We start from the raw sequence: 20,821 nt of genomic DNA on the forward strand, positions 1-20,821 counted from the left end.
AGTTCTTCATATACAGGTGGGGAATTGGTTATGGTGTGACGGAATTTGATGGATCAGAGTTGCAGATAAGTTTTGAGTTTCAAAACGATCCCGAATGGTTTAGGTTAATATATTCATAACCCCTTGGAATAGAATTGGTTGGTTGGTCGTTCGTTCGTAAAGCTTCCTTACTGTTGCAAGATTATTACTGAATAAAACGATCCTCGATTATTTTTCAGGATTTTATAAACATTTAATCGAAACGCTTTAAAACTCAATCGACTCATTTAATTCGTTTTACAAGTAAAGAGGACTCCCATAAAATCAGAGCTCCTCTTCAAAGGTTTTATTGATCATGTATCATCCCAGGATATAAAGTAGTTTTTTTAAAGGAAGTCTATTGTCTGTTCAGTTTCTACGCTTTGTGATGAGGTCTATTTTTAGGATTTGTTCCAGTCTTATGATAGAGACTAGAATGACTCTTCCTTGGTTGTCTTTGACGCTCTTCACTTTATCTACTAGAAAGTCGCTTACATGCGATTATTCAAATATAACATCCCCATGTTCATTCAGTTTTGCTACTAACAAGTGATAGTCATCTGTAAGAACGTGTTTCCTCTTTCCGAACTTTAAAACGGTTCCTTCCTTCGCTTTATTAATTTTGATTTTTTGATCGCTTGATACAGCGATGGTCGTTAACGTTCCACTAGAGGCACCCGTTTCATTAATATCAGCGTCAAGCCTCGCATACACTTCTCCACCTCTTAAAATCCCCCTGATTTTCAGGTAACCACCAGAGTGAATTTTCGAATTCACGCATCCCCGTCCTTCAATTAAGACATTTCCACTACAATTAATATGACTGTTCAATACGTTCAATACGTGTACGTAGGACTCGGACTCAACCGATGTACCACTAACTTCAAGCAGATCCTGCATTTGGTCTAACAAGTTTGAAATGGTTTGGATTGATGCGGTACCATTTGATGACGTCAAGAACAGCTTTGATATAGAATCCGCTGATTTCTGCCAGCGATCATCCTCTAAATGATGGGCATTCTTTTTTACTAGCTCGACATATTTTCTCGCTAAAGGAGTAAAGTCTTTAAACTTTTCCTCTAGCAAAATTCGGATAAGAGGTTGCAGCCCGCCTTGAGCAAAGTTGGTTGATTTATTGGTTAATTGCTTAATAGCACTGAACATTCTCTCTGTATTACTCTGCATCACGCCTAACAGCTGACCAAGCTCGGTTACTAGCATATTGTTCTTGCCAGCAGAGAGATCAGATTTATTGATATTTCCTCTTGATACAATGGCGCCAGATGCTGTGCAGGTAGACATGTTTATATTTTTGGCAGTGTGAATATCTCCTTGTGATTCAATTACCATACCGTTTTCAATTTCTCCAGTGATTTCAATGTCACCTGAAAAATGGATGTTCCCTGAAGCTAAATTCACATCCCCATCATGAAGTAATTTATCCATAATCGATATATTCACAAGCTTACCTTTTTGATCAATTTTCGGTCGACCGAATTCGGTTGCGATCACTTGGTCATCTACAACCTTAATCCCTCTACCTTCTCTTAGGATGAGTGGATAAACTTGTTTTGCAGGCAATTCTGCATAAGTAACAGTATAACCTGATGAACCTTGAACAGGAGGGTGAATAATGGCAATAATATCGTCAATTTCAACAGTTGGGATGGTTTTCGATTCTCTAAAGTTGATTCTTCCAAATTCGTTTTCTTTCAAACCATCTTCTATTTTTGTTTTAACCTTTAATTCAATCCAACCATTTTTCCCTTCTGTAGGAGGGATTCCTGTTACTATTTCAAAAGTCTGTGATTGTCTAGTTCGTAACGCCTTAATGAGTTCGATTTCATTAATATCGTGTTTGATCGATAATTCCTTTAATCGATTGATGACTTTTTCTTGTGATAGAGTGTTTACGATTTCTTTCGTTTCAGTTACGGCTAACTCAATATGTTCTGCCGCTTCCATATCTTTCACTTCACGGGTTATGTGATAACCTGGTTCTACCGTTAAATGAACCGTTAATTCGCGTTTATCTATTTTAAGAGACCATTGAGATTCTTGCACTTGCACTTCATTCTTTACTTTTAGTTGATACGTATCTTCTGGTGAAATAAAAATCTTCTTTTCTATCACGAGTTTTTGATTTCGATAAAGTTCAACTCCCTCTTTTACCGTAACCATTGGAAGTTGGGTAGTTCCTGGAGTGCAGTTTAATTGTCCCTTATTGACCCATACCTTCCCACTTGTATCATCTTTTTTCATATTTACCTCTGAGTGATTAAAGTATTTTTCTTCGTCTACAGTTGGATATTCCGAAGTAAGATTCATCACTTCCGCAAAATAACCATCTGAAGATTTTTCACCTGCTGGAACGGCTTTATCTTCTTTTTTCGTTACTTTAACAACCGCTTTTTTAGAACCTATACCAAAAAACCCTTCTTTTGGGGTTTGAAGCACTTCGATATGAACTTCTTTCTTCGAAGTTTTTAATTCCTCGATTCCAATGTTCATTGCTTCGGTAACATCTTTTCCTTTTGATACAATACTTCGCATCTTATATCACCCTCCTAGTTCGTCATTGGATCATTCAATCTTGAAATATGTTTTTTTTCGTTAATTTTAAAATCACATTGAAAGGTTCATCACTCAAAACTTATATCAAACGTGAAAATGATGGTGGATCCTTGAAGCGAATGTAGCTAAATATCTTTCTATTCACTCTTCATCATCCAAGTAAATCCTTGACCCATCGATTTCTGCATCTGCTTCCTTACCTTTCGAGAAGTTTGCCATTAACAAGATATAAGATATAAGATATTCAATTCCTTTTACTACAAATAATTAATATCAACAAAATTCATCAAAAAGATAAGAAATTACTAATTTGAATGTACCATCCAAAGCAGGGAAAAAGCAATGCCATACTAGTCAAATTTTGCTATAAAAACCTGATTTTTGTCGCATTTAATCGTGACCTCTTCACAAATATTTTTTTAAAAAATTACCATTTCTACAAATCGACAAAACCATTGACAACTTGTATATACAAGTTTATGATTAATAATGTAAATGTAAGCGCTGTCTTCCCCCTGCTGAACTATCTTTTAATCAGTGGGGAAAAGATGAATGAATAGATGAATAGTATTTTTTATCACAGAAAAAAAACGGTTACAGGAGGCTTAAAGATGAGTACTGTGAATAAAGAAGAAGTTCGCCAAATTGTTGAGGCGATTGGTGGGAAGGAAAATATTGATTCTGCCACGCACTGTGTGACGCGGCTACGTTTTGTGTTGCATGACGATAGTAAGATTGATAAGAAAAAGCTTGAATCAATTGATTTGGTTAAGGGTTCATTTGCCAATAGTGGTCAGTACCAAGTCGTTATTGGACAAGGTCTTGTGGATAAAGTGTATAAGGTTTTAGCTGAGGAAACCGGGATTCAAGAGGTTTCCAAAAATGATGTAAAAAATGCTGCTACAAAAAAGATGAACCCTTTACAACGCGCGATTAAGTTGTTAGCTGATATTTTCATCCCAATTTTACCAGCAATTGTTACGGCAGGTTTGTTGCTTGGGTTGAATAATGTGTTAACGGCACCTGGTTTGTTTAGCGATGATCCGCTCGTAGTCATGTTCCCTCAATGGGCTGATTTAGCCGAAGTCATCATTGTAATAGCCAGTGCCGCCTTCGCCTTCTTACCCGCATTGATCGGTTGGTCGGCGGTTAAGCGATTTGGCGGAAACCCACTTATGGGAATTGTGCTTGGGCTAGTACTTGTCCACCCTGCCCTTTTAAGCGCTTATGACTACCCTACTGCGCTTGAAGAAAATCGCGTTCCAACTTGGAGTTTATTGGGATTAAACGTTGAGTCAATTGGTTATCAAGGTCAAGTATTACCTGTACTTTTCGCAGCATATTTATATGCGTTGATTGAAAAATTCTTGAACAAGCGTGTACATGATTCGATTAAATTATTGATTGTTGCACCAGTTTCACTTTTAGTAACAGGTTTCGCCGCTTTTATGGTCATTGGACCGATCACATTTACGGTCGGGACAACGATTACAGACGGCGTCATCTGGATATTTAATAATTTCGGATGGCTCGGCGGCCTCATTTACGGTGGATTTTACGCAGTTCTCGTTATCACTGGTATGCATCACACGTTCTTACCCGTTGATTTACAACTTATTACAGATCAAGGTGGTACATTCTTATGGCCAATCCTTGCGCTATCGAATATTGCACAAGGATCTGCAGCATTTGGGATTTTCGCTTTAACATATCTCTTGAAAAAGAAAGACGACAAACTACGTGGACTTGCAAGTTCTTCTGGAATATCCGCATGGCTTGGCATTACAGAGCCTGCCTTATTCGGAGTTAACTTGCGCTATCGCTTCCCATTTATCTGTGCTCTTATCGGTTCAGCAATTGGCGGCGTGCTACTCGGATCCAATTTCGTCCTAGCAAACTCGATTGGAGTCGGTGGTGTCCCTGGAATCATCTCCATTCAAAGCTCATTCTGGACACTATTCGCCATCGGTATGGCCATCGTAATTGTCGTTCCATTTGTGCTGACATTGTTTTATGGATTGTTGATTAAAAAAGGGAACTTAGACGACTAAAATCAAAAGCGTTCGCTGACGGGGTCAGATCCCGTCAGCGAACGAAAGTATTTATTTTTCGATAAAATAGTAAGAGGTGTTTAGAGATGAGACAGGCTTGGTGGAAGAAGGCTGTTGTGTATCAGATTTATCCGAAGAGTTTTAATGATACGACGGGTAATGGTATTGGAGATTTGAATGGGATTACGCATAAATTGGATTATTTGAAGGAGCTTGGGGTGGATGTCATTTGGTTAACCCCCCCTTACAAGTCGCCTCAAAATGATAATGGCTATGATATTAGCGACTACTTATCAATCCATGAAGAATACGGATCGATGGCTGATTTAGAACGCATGTTGGCCGAGGCTCATACACGCGGCATCCGCATCATTATGGACATCGTCGTGAATCATACATCAACTGAGCATGAATGGTTTGTAGAGTCGCGAAAATCAGCTGACAATCCGTATCGAGACTTTTATATTTGGAAAGATGCAAAGTTAGATGATTCAGAACCGACGAATTGGCAATCTAAATTTGGTGGCAATGCGTGGCAATTGGACGAGTCAACTGGTCAGTACTACCTCCACCTTTTCGATGTCACTCAAGCTGATTTAAATTGGGAAAATGACACCGTTCGTCGCGAAATTTACAACATGATGAACTTTTGGGCAGAAAAAGGGATTGATGGCTTTCGTTTAGATGTGATAAATCTTGTTTCAAAAGATCAAGATTTCCTTGACGATGATGGTTCGGTTGACCCTGGTGACGGTCGCAAATTTTACACTGATGGTCCGAAAGTTCACGACTACATGCATGAAATGAACCGGGAAGTGTTCGCCAAACATGACTTGTTAACGGTTGGTGAAATGTCATCCACAACCATCGACCACTGCATTAAATACTCCAACCCTGCACGTGAGGAACTGAGCATGACATTCAATTTCCACCATTTAAAAGTGGATTATCCTAGCGGTGAAAAATGGTCTGTAGCTGACTTTGATTTTCTTAAATTAAAGGAAATTTTATCGACATGGCAAGTGGAAATGTACGAAGGTGGCGGTTGGAACGCGCTATTCTGGTGTAATCACGATCAGCCTCGAATCGTTTCACGTTATGGAGATGATGGCGAATACCGCATTGAATCAGCGAAAATGCTAGCAACAACCATTCACATGATGCAAGGAACACCGTATATTTACCAAGGTGAAGAAATCGGCATGACCAATCCGAAATTCGTAACAATTGCTGAATATCGTGATGTTGAGTCGCTGAACATTTACACTATTTTGATGGAAAAAGGTTACACAGAAGCTGAAGTGTTGGAGATTTTAAAACACAAATCGCGTGATAATTCGCGGACACCTATGCAGTGGAACTCTGAGAAGGACGCTGGATTCACAACGGGCACACCATGGATTCCTGTTTCCAAAAACTTTGATGAGATCAATGCAGAAGCAGTATTGAAAGATCATGATTCCGTATTTTATTTTTACCAAAAACTCATTGCATTGCGTAAAGAGTACGATGTGATCACAGATGGGAACTATGAATTGATGTTGGCTGATGATCCATCGATATTTGCTTATACGCGTAATACTGTGGACGAATCGTTGCTGGTTTTGAATAATTTTTATGGGAATATTGTGGAGTTTGAATTGCCTAAGGACGTTGTAGCACAATTTGAAGGCTTTTCAATGCGAAATGTGCTGATTCAGAACTATGAAGACGTGAACGGATCTGTTGTAAAGTACACATTGCGACCGTATGAATCGATTGTGTTTCATTTGAAAAACAAGTGAGGTTTTGCGTCCAATCCAAAGAGTGGGATTGGGCGTTTTTCTTGTAATTGTCGAGAAATATATGAGGGGATTGGCGCTAATTGTTGGTTGAGCGTTCCTTGCGACGTGGAGTCGGAGTTCATCGCCGTTACGTGCGGGTTTCATTTATTCACTATCCAGTTTCACCAACTTACTGTTCAAAACTACAATACTTTCCAGACCACATTTCACCTTCACTCAAAAAGACACCTCCTAAGAATCGGAAGGTGTCTACTCCTGAATAGTTAAGAAGGATTCACCATAAAGTGAATCGAAACAATTTTCCATTCACCATCAACTAAATTAAGCACGGTAATTTGTCGACCAGTTTTCGTTACTTCTGCGCCAGTCGCTGGATCAGTCGTGGTCAAAATGAGGTCAGAGTATACTTGTGCCTCTTCCCCCTCGAATTTATTGATTGTTTGGAGCTCTACTTCACGAACGACATCGAATGATTCAAACACTTGATCAAGTTGTTCTCGCTCTTCATCTAAATCAAAATTACCTGTTTTTTCGGAAAGTGTAGCCAAATATCCTTCTATGTCTTTTTCGTTAAACGTCTCGATGTAACTGTTGAATGTGTCAAGAATCGCTTCTTCCGCTTCAGCTGGAACATCTTTAGCTTCTGAAACATTGCCTTGATCATCTAGTTCAAAACCTATTCCCGATTCCCCGTTCTCATCCAACTCTAGACCGTCTGACGAATTGTGGCTGTCGATCCCTTGCCCATTTTGTCCATCTAGTGCGGAACCAGTATTTTCTGCTGAATCATCGTTGCTGCAACCTGCTACGACCAAAGCGAGTAAGCCGGTGCCTAACACAAAGATTATTGATTTTAAATTCATCTCGGACCGTCCTTTCTGCCTTGTTTTTTCAAAATGTGGATATAGTAAAAAATGCTCATGATGTCTGCGATCCCATCACCCATTATGATACAATAATATAGGGTGATCAACATGACAACAACCAACAAATATATGAACATTTTTCATGAACTATCAAACGACATCGAAAAGGGCATCTACGAACCGAACACGCTCCTTCCATCTGAACACGAATTGTGCGATCGCTTTGCCACATCGCGTGAAACAATCAGAAAGGCACTGACATTGTTATCACAAAATGGATTTATCCAAAAAATGCGAGGAAAAGGCTCATTAGTACTCGGTATTAATAAAATGGAGTTCCCGGTATCCGGCATTGTAAGTTTTAAAGAGCTACAAAAATCGCTCGGGCGTGACACCCATACAACGGTCCACAAACTCGAGTTAAACGAAACAAATGACTGGCTATCCTCTCAACTAGAATGTGATCCAGGTTCATTCGTATGGGAAATAGCTCGTGCTCGTACGATTCAAGGTGAACGCGTAATTTTAGATAAAGATTGGATTTTGCAATCACATGTCCCCTCCCTAACTGAGGAAATATGCGCAGACTCCATTTACGCTTACTTCGAAAATAAATTAGGACTCGCAATCTCGTATGCGAAAAAAGAGTTCACGGTTGAGCCAGTAACTGATGAAGATCGCGCGCTGCTTGATTTAGATGGGGATAGCCATATTGTTTTAGTGAAGAATTTCGTCCATTTAGAAGATACAATGTTGTTTCAATATACAGAGTCAAGACATAGACTTGATAAATTTAAGTTCGTGGATTTTGCACGTAGGAAGTGAGGGAACCCCTCAAGAATGCCGAGCGGTCCGTGCTTTCTGCAATTTCATTATTAGAGACTTAAGGATTCTTTGATCAACAACGGATAATGCGATATACTCACACAGTCTAAAATAGGACGTAACGCGTCAACGTCCCATTAATCCAAATCCCTACATTAAAGTGGCTGCCCGATTTGAATAGGTACAAAGGTAACTACCCCACATTCAAATACTGAGCGGAGGGTGGTTACTTCTTTTTTGAAGTGGACTAAACTGGTGATGGCGACCGCTGTATAGCTTGTCGCAATAAATACACCAAATTTTAAAAAGCATATTCATCACATCATACGTCACCATATTCTCTCTCCCCTATCTACTTAGTTTCTTGTTAATTATATCCATTACTACTACGATCAACAGTTCGCTTCTAAGACCTCTACTTCACCGACCACTCAATAAACAAAAAAACCGTCAATTTGACGGTTTTACAACTATTGTAACTCAACCCAACCATTCTTAATCGCTGTGACAACTGCTTGCGTACGATCGTTCACATTCATCTTCTGTAAAATATTGCTTACATGATTCTTTACCGTCTTCTCAGAGATATACAACCCTTCTCCAATTCCACGGTTACTTTTACCATCTGCTAGCATTTGAAGAACTTCACATTCCCGCTTTGTTAGTAAATGAAGGGGTCTGCGGACTTCGATTTGCTGGAAGTTGCCAGTGAATTCTGCTTCTGCTAGGCGACGAAACTCGTTTACTAGATTGACGGTTACTTTTGGATGGATGTACGATCCTCCTCCTGCAACGGTTTTAATTGCGGCAATCAAGGTATCTGCGTCCATTTCTTTTAGCATATAACCAAGAGCACCTGATTTTAGTGCGTGTGAGACGTAATTTTCATCATCATGAATCGACAGAATGATGATTTTTGCGTCCCTGTTTAATTCAATGAGTTTAGCTGTAGCTTCCACACCGTTAACTTCAGGCATGTTGATGTCCATAAGTACTACGTCTGGTTTGTGCTGTTCATATAAGTCAATCACTTGTGCGCCGTCGTTACCTTCAGCAACAACTTCGAATGTTTCTTCAAAATCTAATATGAGTTTAACGCCTTCACGAAATAGTTGATGATCATCAATAATTAAAATTTTTATCATAGTCATTTTCCTCCTTGGTCAATGAAATCCATTATAGCGGCACTTGAATCATAATGATGGTGCCAGATCCTGGTTTTGAATTAACTGACATTTCTGCAGCTAATAATTTTACTCGTTCCCTCATACCAATCAATCCAAAAGATCCCACTTTTTTCTGAGATGCGTCAAAGCCTTTACCGTTATCTTTAATAACAACGACTATTCGATCACGTCGAGATTCAATTTTAACTGTGATCTCCTTTGCATGTGCGTGTTTCAAGGCGTTTTGAACAGATTCTTGGATGAGTCGGAACAGTGATACTTCATATTTTGGGTTCAATCTAAATTCTTCCCCAATTTGAACAAATGATAACTTTGTCCCATTACTATATTCTTCGAATGAGTTTAAATATTTTCTGAGGGTTGGAATTAAACCAAGGTCATCAAGGGCCATTGGACGAAGGTCATAGATGATGCGTCGTACCTCTGAAAGTGTCGATCGGACCATTTTTTTAAGATTACCAATTTCTATACAAGCTTGCTCAGCACCTTTGTCCTTATAAACTCGTTCAATTAAATCGGAACGTATAAGAACATTCGCCATCATCTGAGCTGGTCCGTCATGTATTTCCCGGGAAAGTCTTTTGCGCTCTTCTTCTTGTGCCTCGATAATTTGAATACCAAATTCTTGTTTTTGTTTGGCATCTCGCAAGGCTGCCCCCATTTGTTTTAAATCGCTGTTTAAATATGTTAGGACGACCGATATTTGAGTGACTAAATTTTCTGCACGTTCAATGGTTTCAAGCATACTTTGTAATCGGCGTTCAAGGTCGTCTCTTCGGTCGCGTAGTTGTTTTTCTTCTTGTCGGTTAACAGAAAGCTTCATCTGGAGATCGTGAGCAGTTTCATAAGCTTGCCGGACCTGCTCCTCAGAAAAATCTTTGAAATGATGACTGACTTCAGCTAGTCTTGTGCGTGCAAAGCGAGATCTTCGTTCAAGGTCATCCACTATATAAATAACAGTAGTGATTTTCCCCCTGACCTGACCAAGCTCTTGTACTAGGCTTTCGTACTCTTTTCGTGTTTTCTCACCAATTTCAAAAACTTCCAATTTACTTTGGTCCACTGTCTCGATCATTTTACCCAAAATCATGTCTAGCATTCGGGCATCTAAACTATTTGCGGGCACACCCCAGACTCCTTCCTCTCAACAACATATGTTTACCAAAAATTATACTGTTAAATCTGTAAAAAAGAAAGCTTTGTACAGATTATATTCCTACCTATATATATGTCGATTTTTAAGGTGTATTTTTTTCTTTCTAAAATAGCAATTTTCAGGCCAACCTCACCTATTATATCATCGTCAACTGGCCGCAATATTTAAGTTGCATTACAATTGAATCATATGACATTTCACCTTTGTTTCATGATTGTAAACTTATGTCGAAATGGGCGATTTATTGTTATAATGGTGTAACGAGTACGAGGAACTGATAAGGAGCGTATTTTTTATGTTAAAAAAATACTTTACGGTCGCTGAATATGGCGAAAATGAAATCGTCATCCAAAAGTCGCGTTTTATTGCGTCCGTCAAGCGAGTTGAAACCGAAGAAGCGGCTCAGCAATTCATCCAAGACATCAAAAAACAACATCCATCAGCTAATCATAACTGTTCAGCCTACATGATCGGTGAGCACAATCTCATCCAAAAAGCTAACGATGATGGAGAACCAACAGGTACTGCAGGCCTCCCAATGCTTGAAGTGTTAAAAAAACGCGATTTAAAAGACACAGCCGTTGTAGTTACACGCTACTTTGGAGGAATTAAACTCGGCGGTGGTGGGCTCATTCGTGCTTATGGAAAATCAGCAACTGAAGGCATCAACGCAACAGGTGTTGTCGAACGCAAACTAAGCCGCCTCATGACCACCATCATCGACTACACCTGGCTCGGAAAAATCGAAAATGAAATTCGCACCTCCATTTACCCTTTAAAAGAAATTCACTACCTTACCAACGTCTCGATCGAAACCTACGCAGAAGAAGAACAAATCGACACATTTACCGAATGGATGACAGAGCTTACGAATGGCCAGGCAGTTATTAAAGCTGGAAACCAAGTCTATTTAGAAGAGAAAGTGTAGAATACTGTGTTTCCTTGCAATTTGTAATATTTTTATCATTTTACTGATGGATACTTTAATGTACAATTATAGTTAGACTTTTTAATAATTTAGCACGAAACACACAGCGATGTTTAAAGGAGCAAAAAAATGGAGCGTAAAAATTACCGTAAAATGATAGATCGAAAAAAATTAAAAAAGCGTGTTCTAATCTTTTTAGTCTTACCCCTATTTTTATTGGGAACTTCAACTGTAGTCTATGCCACTTATTTATATAAACAAGCTCAAAGTGCAGTAAATAAATCCTACGATGACCTCAATCGGAATCAATCTGACATCCGAGACCAAATGGTTGATCCCGCTACTGATGATGTATCAATATTGTTTCTTGGAGTCGATTCAAGTGATTCACGAGAATCACAAGGAATGACATCAGACAATAGCCGCACAGATGCAATGGTTTTAGCAACATTAAATAATGAAAAAAAATCTGTTAATTTAGTTAGCATTCCTCGTGACACGTTAACATATATACCTGAAGTGGGGTATGAAGATAAAATTGCCCACGCTCACGCATTTGGTGGCCCACAGGCTTCAATGGAAACGGTAGAAAGCTTATTGGATGTACCTGTAGATTATTATGTACGTATGAATTTTAATGCCTTTATTGATGTTGTTAATTCATTAGATGGGGTAAGCATTGATGTACCTTTTGAATTCTTTGAACAAGATTCTAGTGATAAAAAAGATGCTATTCACCTTCTTCCCGGAATGCAGACTCTAGATGGTGAAGAAGCTTTAGCCTTTGCTCGCACAAGATACTATGATAACGATATTGAACGTGGTAAAAGACAAGTTGAGCTAATTGAAGCTATAATGGATAAATCAACCTCTGCAACCTCTATCAATAAATATAGTAGCGTGATTCAAGCCGTCGGACAAAACCTTAAAACGAACCTTACGTTCGATGAAATGAAGTCATTTATCTCGTACGCGGTGAGTTCAGATCTTTCAGTAGAAAATTTATCTTTTCAAGGAGAAGATACTTCCATTGATGGAATATACTACTATCAACCGGATATAACTGAAATTTGGTCTTTACAAGAAACGTTAAAAAATCATTTAGGATTAAATGACACTGATTCAACAAGTCCATCTACGGATAATGAAAATGATGTGGGTATATCTCAATCGACTCAGAATGATTGGTAACCAATTTTACAACAAAAGAACAACCACTAATGGACAAGTATTGTTAGTCCATCAGTGGTTGTTCTTTTCATTTGATTCAAAGTGATTTCTATACTCGATCAGTTTTAAGGGATCGTATCTCTATGGCAATTATACGTCAAACACTAAGCTAAGCATGTTAGAAAGTGAATTGAATTGATTATCATTGATTAAATCACATTACAATTCATGGAACCCCGATCGATCAGCCCGATTAAATTACTACACCTTTATTTCTTCTCACGCACAAGGTTAAGGATCGGTCGATAGTTTTCACCAAGCAAACCAATACTTTCGACAATAATTTCTAAAGATAATAATACAACAGCAATAACTAATATTCCTCCCCATAATGTGGATTGAGAAAAAATAAATGCTGATAAGCTAAACCATGTAGCAATCCCATAAATAATAATTACCGTTTCACGATGTGTAAATCCAGAATTTAACAAACAATGATGCAAATGAGATTTATCTGGAGCTGATATCGGTTGTTTATTTAATAATCTCCTCACTATTGCAAAAAAAGTATCAGAAATCGGGACACCTAAAATTAAAATTGGAATGACAAAAGAGATAACTGTAATATTTTTAAATCCTAAAAGCGCTAATACCGATATCATAAATCCTAAAAATAAAGCACCAGTATCTCCCATGAAAATTTTAGCAGGGTGAAAATTATAAAACAGAAATCCTAATATACTGGCCACTAAAATAAAACCAAATATAGCAACATATGAATCACCCATAATAATCGCCATTCCTGATATTGTAAATATGGCGATTGTTGATACGCCAGCAGCTAACCCATCAAGCCCATCAATTAAATTGATGGCATTTGTTATTCCAATAATCCATATAAGTGTTAAAGGAAAACTAAAATAACCAAATTCAATTATCCCACCAAATGGTAAGTTAATATACTCAACTTGAACTCCTCCCCATTTAATTACGATAAAAGCAGCAATAAGCTGACCAAACAACTTTTTTGAAGGAGATAATTGAAATCGATCATCTAAAGCTCCAGTTAAGACAATAATCAATGCTCCAATCATGATTGGCCACGTATCGTCACCAGCAGGTTGCATAATTATTATCCCAATGGAAAAACTAATAAATATTGCTAATCCTCCTAAACGAGGCATAATTTTATTATGAATTTTACGAGAATTAGGTGCGTCTGTTGCTCCAACTGCGACCGCAAATTTTTTAGCTAAGGGTGTCAGTAGTAAAGAGCTAATAAAACATAATACAATTACAATTACAAATTCAGTTTTAAAATCCAACATCTAATGGGACCTCCTTAAAAACAGCTTACCCGTTAATCTGTAAAAACATGTATGTTAAATAAATTCTGTTATTTATTAACGATAAGTGGATACCACACTGTACAAGAATAAGCGCCTACCCACATTCTGTAAAAAGGGTTAAAAAAATTTAGCACCATTTCCACCATATATGCCGTATAATTTCCAAATATAAACTCAATCATTGAAAAACATGAGTACATCGATGTCTCACACCAAATGTGCCATCCGTGAACGGGGTTCAGGGAAGCAAAAAGGCAAGTGACATTCGGTATTGGATTTTTTAAGAGCGTGTTTCAGTTGATTGACAGTCGAAGCAATTAGTCGAAACAACGCATTAAGTGGTCAAGAATATACTATTATTATTCAATTCAAACTCCATAATGGCTGGACAAAGTGGATAGGATTAAACTTCATGTTTTATCCTTGTCCATCGAATCATTTTTCCAATAGAAAAAAAGCTATTTAACAACACCTTTATCCATTGAAGGTCTTTTGATATTCAATCGATTAATAAACAGGCGAATGTAAAACATTTATAAAGAATATTGTAGGTCAATTCAGCATATCTGTTTCAAAGTATAGCATACATTAGATTGTTTCCCTTAAAAAAACATGAAATATAGTATGTAGACTTAAATTATCATTACTTAACCTATTCTTATTTCACCAAAAGTTAACCCTTATAGTCTCTTAATATTTGACGTCGCTGGGGGGATTAAAGTTTCATCGGAGAATGAATCAATTACATTTTTAGCAGTTGTACTAGCAATTTTTTGTAGCGAAATAACCTCAGATTTTAACTTATTTACTTCTTGAGAATAATTTAAAAATATATTTTCAATAGAAGAAACAATGTCATTATAATCCCAATTTTTATCTTTAACATTCCCGACTACTTCCTGATTTACAATAGAAGCAAAAGAATCAACTTTTGGATCGTAAGAAATAGCAACAAAAGGTGTAAAGCCTACACTTGCAAAAATCAGAGCATGTAAGCGCATACCTAATAATACATCCGAAGCTTTAATAATTGCCATTTTTTCTTGAATCGAACTATTATGGGGGGCTATAAAAACCTCTTGCTTCATCATTTCTTTTACTCTATTAGAAGTTTTCTGATCACGTTCCCCATGCATTGGTACTAATATTATTATATATCCCTTACCTGATAATTCATCTAATGCTAAAGCAATTTCATCCAGATAAGACAAATCATCTGACCAATCTCTAATTGATACTGTAATCGTCCGCTGACTAAAGTTCTTAGACTCCATCCAATCGCTACGGAAATTCGATGTATCAATTCCAATCACTGGATCTGGAACAATTTGAATGGGCTTAGTTACTCCAATCTTTTCTAACAGTTGTTTAGATTGAGAATCTCTTACGGTTAAAATCTTTGTTGATTGCAGAGTGTTTTTTATAATAAGTTGGTTTATTTTACTTTTAAAAGGACCCATCCCTTGTGCATAGACAAACACAGGTTTATTCAACCATTGTGCGATTTTCATTACTCCAGCATAATAAGGAATGCTCTTCCGTCCTGTTTTATCTTGAAGAAGACTTCCGCCACCACTAATAAGACAATCAGCATTTTTTAAAGCTTTTGTTATCTCTTTTATACTCCACCTTTTTACAGAATCAACATGATAAATTTCTTCCGTTTCTTTAGGGTTTTGTGATAAAACAACAATCTCTACTTGAGGGTCATACTCTTTTAACGAATGGATAATGGCATATAGAATCGCGTCATCACCAACATTGTCAAATCCATAATATCCAGATAACACTATTCTCACTACTGCCACCTCGCTTTTAATCGTTCCACTAAGCCTCTCCCTACCCACTTATACAGATAGACAAGGAAAAGTCCTATTATAAAACCAAAAACAATACTATAGAAGCTCCTTAGCAAAGATATAGATAAAGGTATATGAAAATGGGTGAATGTATTAACCATAGATAAAAATCCTATGACTGCCGGTATAAGGATAAACAAACTAGCTTTAGCACTTGTTTTCGTCACGTAAAGTGCAATAACAAAAAGAGGGAAACCGATTAAAAACTCTTTTGTTCTTGGACGCACATATAGAAATTGTTCTAGTAACTGCCTTGATTGCAGTTCTAAAGAACTTACCGAATCAGTATTTCCTGTTCTAGTGATGTAATAAAAAGCAATGATCGCAACTGATCCAAAAAATAACAAATGCCAATATTTAACCTCTAATTTCAACAAAGCTTTTATATTACCCCATAATGCGTAAATAACAGCAAATGCTATAGGTAATATATACACCAGTTTTACACCTGAGAAAGAATCTATACCTAGAATAAATTGATTTCCATTAAGCAACACAATGATAAACCATATACCTAGAAATGTAATACCAATTGCTTTTAAATACGATGTAAACAAGTAGCCTTTCGAATTCGTGCTTTTATCAATCAAAATCGCAAAAATAGGTGCAATAATAGCAAGTGCAAGTGCGAAAATCTTTAAAATGATACTTTGTTCCAAAACTACATATCCCAATGCAAGTAAAGATGAAAATGAGATTGTTACGAGCGTAAACCAACGTCTGTTAATAATTGTAGATGTTGCTAATCCAAAATACGCTATCGAACCAAGTAGCCCAATTACAAGCTGCCACTTAGAAATTTCAATCTTATTAAAAGGAATCGATTCTCCCATTGTATAAGATGATGCTAACCCTCCATCAATGGTGGTAATTACATCACTTAATTCGGTAATCGCTTCTTTAGGATTATCATTACTCATAGTAATAAATATGGCTCTTATATTCCTTTCTTTAACCGCTCTTATGATGCGTTCGGAACTAATTGAAAGGTTTTCACTTAGTACAGTCAGACTATGTAACCTAATTACATTTAAATCCATTGTATAGGCAGTTTCAATAAACCCTGCCTGTTTTTCGAACTCAATACTTAATAAGGAGAAACCCGCATCATTTAATTTAGTAGCAACACTCTTTACTTTTTTGACTTCAGGATAACCTGGTAATTCTTGATCAGAGAACAATATCTTATTTACATGTTCACTCTTTAGAGATATCAGGTCTGTTATCATTTTATTCAAATGAATCTCTTCGGAAACATTTGATAATATCGGTATAACATTAAACCCTGCATTTAAAATTGATTCTATACCTTTTTCATCATACCCAATAGCTGTAGAAGAAAGTTGTTCTTGTTGACCTGGGATGAATAAATAGTCGACACCAATAATCTCTACAGCACGTATACCTTTAAAGAGTTCACTTACTGTTTCTTCAAGTGGATATTCGTTATTTGCACGAATAAACAATCCCTCTTTGTTAAAAAATTCATCTAAAGGTTCATGTTGATTAACCACAATGTACTCGCGCATACGTGAAGAGCTTATTACCGTAATCTCTCCCCTACGCTCCAATGTTCTCAAGGTATCTGGTTCGACGCTAATCGATTGTATACCTGCCTCCGATAAATCGTTATAAACTTGATCTTGAGTGATAGATGGATCATTTACCATCCATTCATCAATCACATAATTTGGTAGGATAAGCTCATATATTTTGTTAGCCTCTTCAACATGAATTCGTTGATATACAGAAGGCATGGTTAATATTAATGCTAAAAGGAGTATTCCGGTTAAAGCTTTTTTCACGTACTACACCCCCTTACTTATATTAGGACCTGCTATTTTGATAACAAATTAATAAAAGGAATTCGTTTTACTATATCCTTATCAATTACCTTACATAATAAAAGTAAACTGAAATAAATGATCACACCACCAATAATTAAAGCTCCCACATATATTAGTGCAACAGTACGAGACAACTCCTCGACATTAACTACCAAGCTAGGGAACCCAATTAACACTCCCATAATCATCGAAGATACTAAAACAGTTGCTATTTTTTTTGAAAAATAATTAAATTTCGAGTGTTTCCATATGAAATAGGTATTTATAATAAATAACAGTAGGTAAACAATCGCTGTTGAAATGGCTGCCCCTATTAGCCCATATACATTCACCAGGATGATATTTAGGAATAGTTTTGACAAGACTCCACCTATAATGATCCAAGCAGCTAACTTGGCTTTATTCATCCCTTGAAGTATGCCTGTTCCTAATACTGTAAGTGATGTGAATAAGGAACTAAAAGAAATAATCGCTAATACATTACTGCCTTCTAAGTTAGTAAAAAGAGCAAAGTTTATTGGATATGTCAGCGCTACTAAACCTATAGCTGCTGGCCAGGAAATAACATCTGTAAGAAAATAGGTGTTTTCAATTAATTTTATGGTCCCTTTGTGGTCATTTTGTGTCAATTTAGCAGAGATAGATGGAACTAGTGGTAATACAATCGAGGTTGCAAATACAGTTACAATTTGAACTAATGTTAATCCTCTCCCATATATACCATACAAATAGTTAATGTCATCTTGTGTATTTCCAAATGATTTTAAACTTGTAGGAATGGAAATTGAATCAACTAAATTTAATAAAGCCATAGTGATGGCACCTATACTGATTGGAATAGATATTCTGAGTATCAATTTGCTCGTGTTAGCAAATTGTTGTGCATTAAAGGAAGAAGCTGCTTTCACTCGAATATTCGAGCGCATATACAAGATCCTTAAATAGACCAATGAAGCAACAGCACCTAAGGAAGAACCGATCATTATTCCTCCAGCCACGTCTTCATTACTATACAAATGATTAACCATATAAAAAGCAATGACGAGGATGATCCCAACACGCACAAACTGTTCAATTACTTGTGATATCGCAGTAGGTGTCATGATTCCATACCCCTGAAAGAATCCCCTATAAACGGCCATATATGGAGCAATTAGCAACGTGCACGATACGACAACAAGTGCTAGGCGTGTAGATGGTCCGCCAAGAACTTCAGCGACCTGACCAGAAAATGAGTACAATAAAATAAAAAAAGACACACCAAATAGTGTGGCCAAAATCCCGGATGTTAAAAAAATATTCCTGATTTGCTCTGGGTCTTCTTTTGCCCTTGCTTCTGCTATCAGCTTTGAAATCGAGATAGGTATTCCCGCTACGGATAAGGTAAGAGCAACCATATACACAGGATAAACTAACGTAAAAATCCCGAGAACTTCATCGCCTGCTATATTTTGTAGAGGTATTCTAAACATGCTCCCCAATATCTTTGACACTAAAGCAGCCATAGATAGAATTAAGGTACTCATTATGAATTTGTTTTTCATGATTTTTTAAGTACCTTTCGTGAAAGTATAACCATTGCAAATTTCGGCAGAACTAACATCCTTCTCCACCTTGAAGGCTGTTTTACAAGTCGATAAAACCATTCTACATTTAATTTTCGCCAAATTTCAGGTGCTCTATTAACATTTCCTGAAAAAACATCAAAACTTCCACCCACTCCGATAAAAATGCCTTTATCAAAATGATCAAGATGATTACTTATCCATTGCTCCTGTCGCGGAAAGCCAAGTGCTACAAATACCAAATCTGGTTGAGTTTTTTTTATGTTCTGCACTACACTTGGATCCTTCCAATCGAAGAAACCATTTTGATGCCCGGCGACGTTGATTCCTGGATACTTTTTCTTTACCACCTCTACTGTATCTTGTAAAACTCGTTGAGATGCTCCTAGCAAGTATATGCTATAGTTTTTCTTATTGGATACATGAAATAAGTCAATCATAATATCGTATCCACAAACTCTTTCCGGTAGGGGATTACCTATTATTTTTGCTGCTTTCACAATCCCTATTCCATCTGCCGTTATATAATTGGCTTTATGTAAACACTTTTTATATTCATCGCTTTGGTGAGCGTGCATTACAATCTCTGGGTTTGCAGTTACAACAAACGATTTCTCTTGTTTGTCTATATGACTTTGAAGCATCTCAACGAATTGTTTCCTAGTAGTTTTTATAAAAGGAATTTCTAATATGGGAATAAACTTTAATGTCATCATTATTCTCCTCATTACATTAAGGGTAAAATATCTTTTTCATACTATACCATATAAAAAGGACACTGTGCCTCCCACCCTCTCACAGTCCCCCTCTTTTATAAGTGATATTACTTATTCTGCAATTGGAAGACCTTCGATGCTCGTTACAAGTAGACCTTCCCATACCCAAATGCTTCTGGTATTTCTTATGTTCCAGTTGTACTCAGAAGTGTTCATTTGTATTAAAAATCATGGAAATACAATAACTGATCTACTTTCTTCTCTATAGCTCTAATTATCTCGTCAACCAACCATTTTCCGGATAAACCTTCATTAGAGTGCCAATCATTCGTATACACATACACACAAACATCTGAAAGAAATGAAACAAAGGTCGCTCTCTCTAAATACTTCTTCTCAAGCCCTTTAATGCCCTGTTCAGTAGTAAGGTATTTCTCGAAATATTCATCATGATATTTATCTAAATAAGTATCTACTTGGTTTCCAATGTTATTCTTAACTGTTTTAATCGTATTCTCTAGTTCTTGAACATCCTTGAAGGATTCCCACTTTAATAAGCGATGGAGAATAAGTTTTAGTTGTGTGATTAACTCTCTTTGATAGATTACACTTAATAATAATTCTTCTCTATAAAGCTTATATGTATGATAAATAAATTTTTTTCGTTCTACTGAAGAAGTCAGTGATTTTATAACAGATTCATACGTATAATCGTTTGAAATGTAATCGAGCATTAATAATACTTCTTCTTTAGCTATTTCTTTCTTATTTTGAATGTCTCTACTTACATTTCGTCCTTCATTTGATTTTTTGTCTCTTGATAAGAAAAACATCTTCATCACCCACAAATAAAGATTTCATTACAATGATTATATAACATATAACGTCTAAAATAGGTTTTACTCAAAAAAAAATCGCTATATTAC

The 20,821-nt window shown here is 36.8% G+C and carries 15 protein-coding genes; 5 read left to right on the forward strand and 10 right to left on the reverse strand.

All coding sequences use genetic code 11. From position 1 onward, the window contains the following. Positions 1-519: 519 nt before the first annotated feature. Positions 520-2,571: a flagellar assembly protein A gene (locus AB1471_RS10710; protein ID WP_367779761.1), complete on the reverse strand. Its 2,052-nt coding sequence runs from the start codon at positions 2,569-2,571 to the stop codon at positions 520-522. Between the two features lie 632 nt (positions 2,572-3,203). On the opposite strand from AB1471_RS10710, the gene treP reads away from it, so the two are divergent. Continuing rightward, positions 3,204-4,643, forward strand: a complete 1,440-nt coding sequence (gene treP, locus AB1471_RS10715) for a PTS system trehalose-specific EIIBC component (protein WP_367779762.1) — start codon at positions 3,204-3,206, stop codon at positions 4,641-4,643. Positions 4,644-4,729: 86 nt separating this feature from the next. Next, positions 4,730-6,427 (forward strand): alpha,alpha-phosphotrehalase, encoded by a 1,698-nt coding sequence (gene treC / locus AB1471_RS10720; protein ID WP_367779763.1) that lies wholly within the window; start codon positions 4,730-4,732, stop codon positions 6,425-6,427. A 263-nt stretch (positions 6,428-6,690) separates the two neighbouring features. Here the strand turns inward: treC and AB1471_RS10725 are convergent, their stop codons facing one another. Next, positions 6,691-7,290, reverse strand: a complete 600-nt coding sequence (locus AB1471_RS10725; RefSeq protein WP_367779764.1) for a YybH family protein — start codon at positions 7,288-7,290, stop codon at positions 6,691-6,693. Positions 7,291-7,401: 111 nt separating this feature from the next. On the opposite strand from AB1471_RS10725, the gene treR reads away from it, so the two are divergent. Further along, positions 7,402-8,118, forward strand: a complete 717-nt coding sequence (gene treR, locus AB1471_RS10730; protein ID WP_367779765.1) for a trehalose operon repressor — start codon at positions 7,402-7,404, stop codon at positions 8,116-8,118. 470 nt (positions 8,119-8,588) lie between these two features. On the opposite strand, the gene AB1471_RS10735 is transcribed toward treR, so the two are convergent. Then, the gene (locus AB1471_RS10735) at positions 8,589-9,263 is read right to left on the reverse strand and encodes a response regulator (protein ID WP_437342360.1); all 675 of its coding nucleotides are present in this window, start codon (positions 9,261-9,263) and stop codon (positions 8,589-8,591) included. A gap of 31 nt (positions 9,264-9,294) precedes the next feature. Continuing rightward, the gene (locus tag AB1471_RS10740; protein ID WP_437342361.1) at positions 9,295-10,431 is read right to left on the reverse strand and encodes a sensor histidine kinase; all 1,137 of its coding nucleotides are present in this window, start codon (positions 10,429-10,431) and stop codon (positions 9,295-9,297) included. A 325-nt stretch (positions 10,432-10,756) separates the two neighbouring features. Here AB1471_RS10740 and AB1471_RS10745 point away from each other — a divergent pair, with 325 nt between their 5' ends. Together AB1471_RS10745 and AB1471_RS10750 are read left to right on the forward strand one after the other, a co-directional pair. Further along, complete coding sequence (locus AB1471_RS10745; protein ID WP_367779767.1) at positions 10,757-11,389, forward strand: YigZ family protein; 633 nt, start codon at positions 10,757-10,759, stop codon at positions 11,387-11,389. 129 nt (positions 11,390-11,518) lie between these two features. After that, entirely contained in the window at positions 11,519-12,580 is a 1,062-nt protein-coding gene (locus AB1471_RS10750) for an LCP family protein (RefSeq protein WP_367779768.1), read from the forward strand. A gap of 248 nt (positions 12,581-12,828) precedes the next feature. On the opposite strand, the gene AB1471_RS10755 is transcribed toward AB1471_RS10750, so the two are convergent. The 6 genes from AB1471_RS10755 to AB1471_RS10780 all read right to left on the reverse strand — a co-directional run bounded on the left by AB1471_RS10755 (position 12,829) and on the right by AB1471_RS10780 (position 20,743). Further along, on the reverse strand, positions 12,829-13,887 hold the full coding sequence (locus AB1471_RS10755; protein ID WP_367779769.1) for a glycosyltransferase family 4 protein: 1,059 nt from the start codon (positions 13,885-13,887) through the stop codon (positions 12,829-12,831). Between the two features lie 701 nt (positions 13,888-14,588). Continuing rightward, entirely contained in the window at positions 14,589-15,707 is a 1,119-nt protein-coding gene (gene csaB, locus AB1471_RS10760) for a polysaccharide pyruvyl transferase CsaB (RefSeq protein ID WP_367779770.1), read from the reverse strand. Further along, positions 15,707-17,572: a DUF5693 family protein gene (locus AB1471_RS10765; protein WP_367779771.1), complete on the reverse strand. Its 1,866-nt coding sequence runs from the start codon at positions 17,570-17,572 to the stop codon at positions 15,707-15,709. Before AB1471_RS10765 ends, csaB begins: the two co-directional genes overlap by 1 nt. Before the next feature lie 32 nt (positions 17,573-17,604). Further along, positions 17,605-19,158 carry a putative polysaccharide biosynthesis protein gene (locus AB1471_RS10770; protein ID WP_367779772.1) on the reverse strand — a complete coding sequence of 518 codons (1,554 nt, stop codon included), beginning with the start codon at positions 19,156-19,158 and terminating at the stop codon, positions 17,605-17,607. Continuing rightward, the gene (locus AB1471_RS10775) at positions 19,155-19,892 is read right to left on the reverse strand and encodes a WecB/TagA/CpsF family glycosyltransferase (protein ID WP_367779773.1); all 738 of its coding nucleotides are present in this window, start codon (positions 19,890-19,892) and stop codon (positions 19,155-19,157) included. The genes AB1471_RS10770 and AB1471_RS10775 overlap by 4 nt, the downstream gene beginning before the upstream one ends. Before the next feature lie 224 nt (positions 19,893-20,116). Further along, positions 20,117-20,743, reverse strand: a complete 627-nt coding sequence (locus tag AB1471_RS10780) for a hypothetical protein (protein WP_367779774.1) — start codon at positions 20,741-20,743, stop codon at positions 20,117-20,119. Positions 20,744-20,821 lie beyond the last annotated feature (78 nt).

It is taken from the genome of Jeotgalibacillus marinus, assembly GCF_040801915.1.
Classification (GTDB): domain Bacteria; phylum Bacillota; class Bacilli; order Bacillales; family Jeotgalibacillaceae; genus Jeotgalibacillus; species Jeotgalibacillus marinus.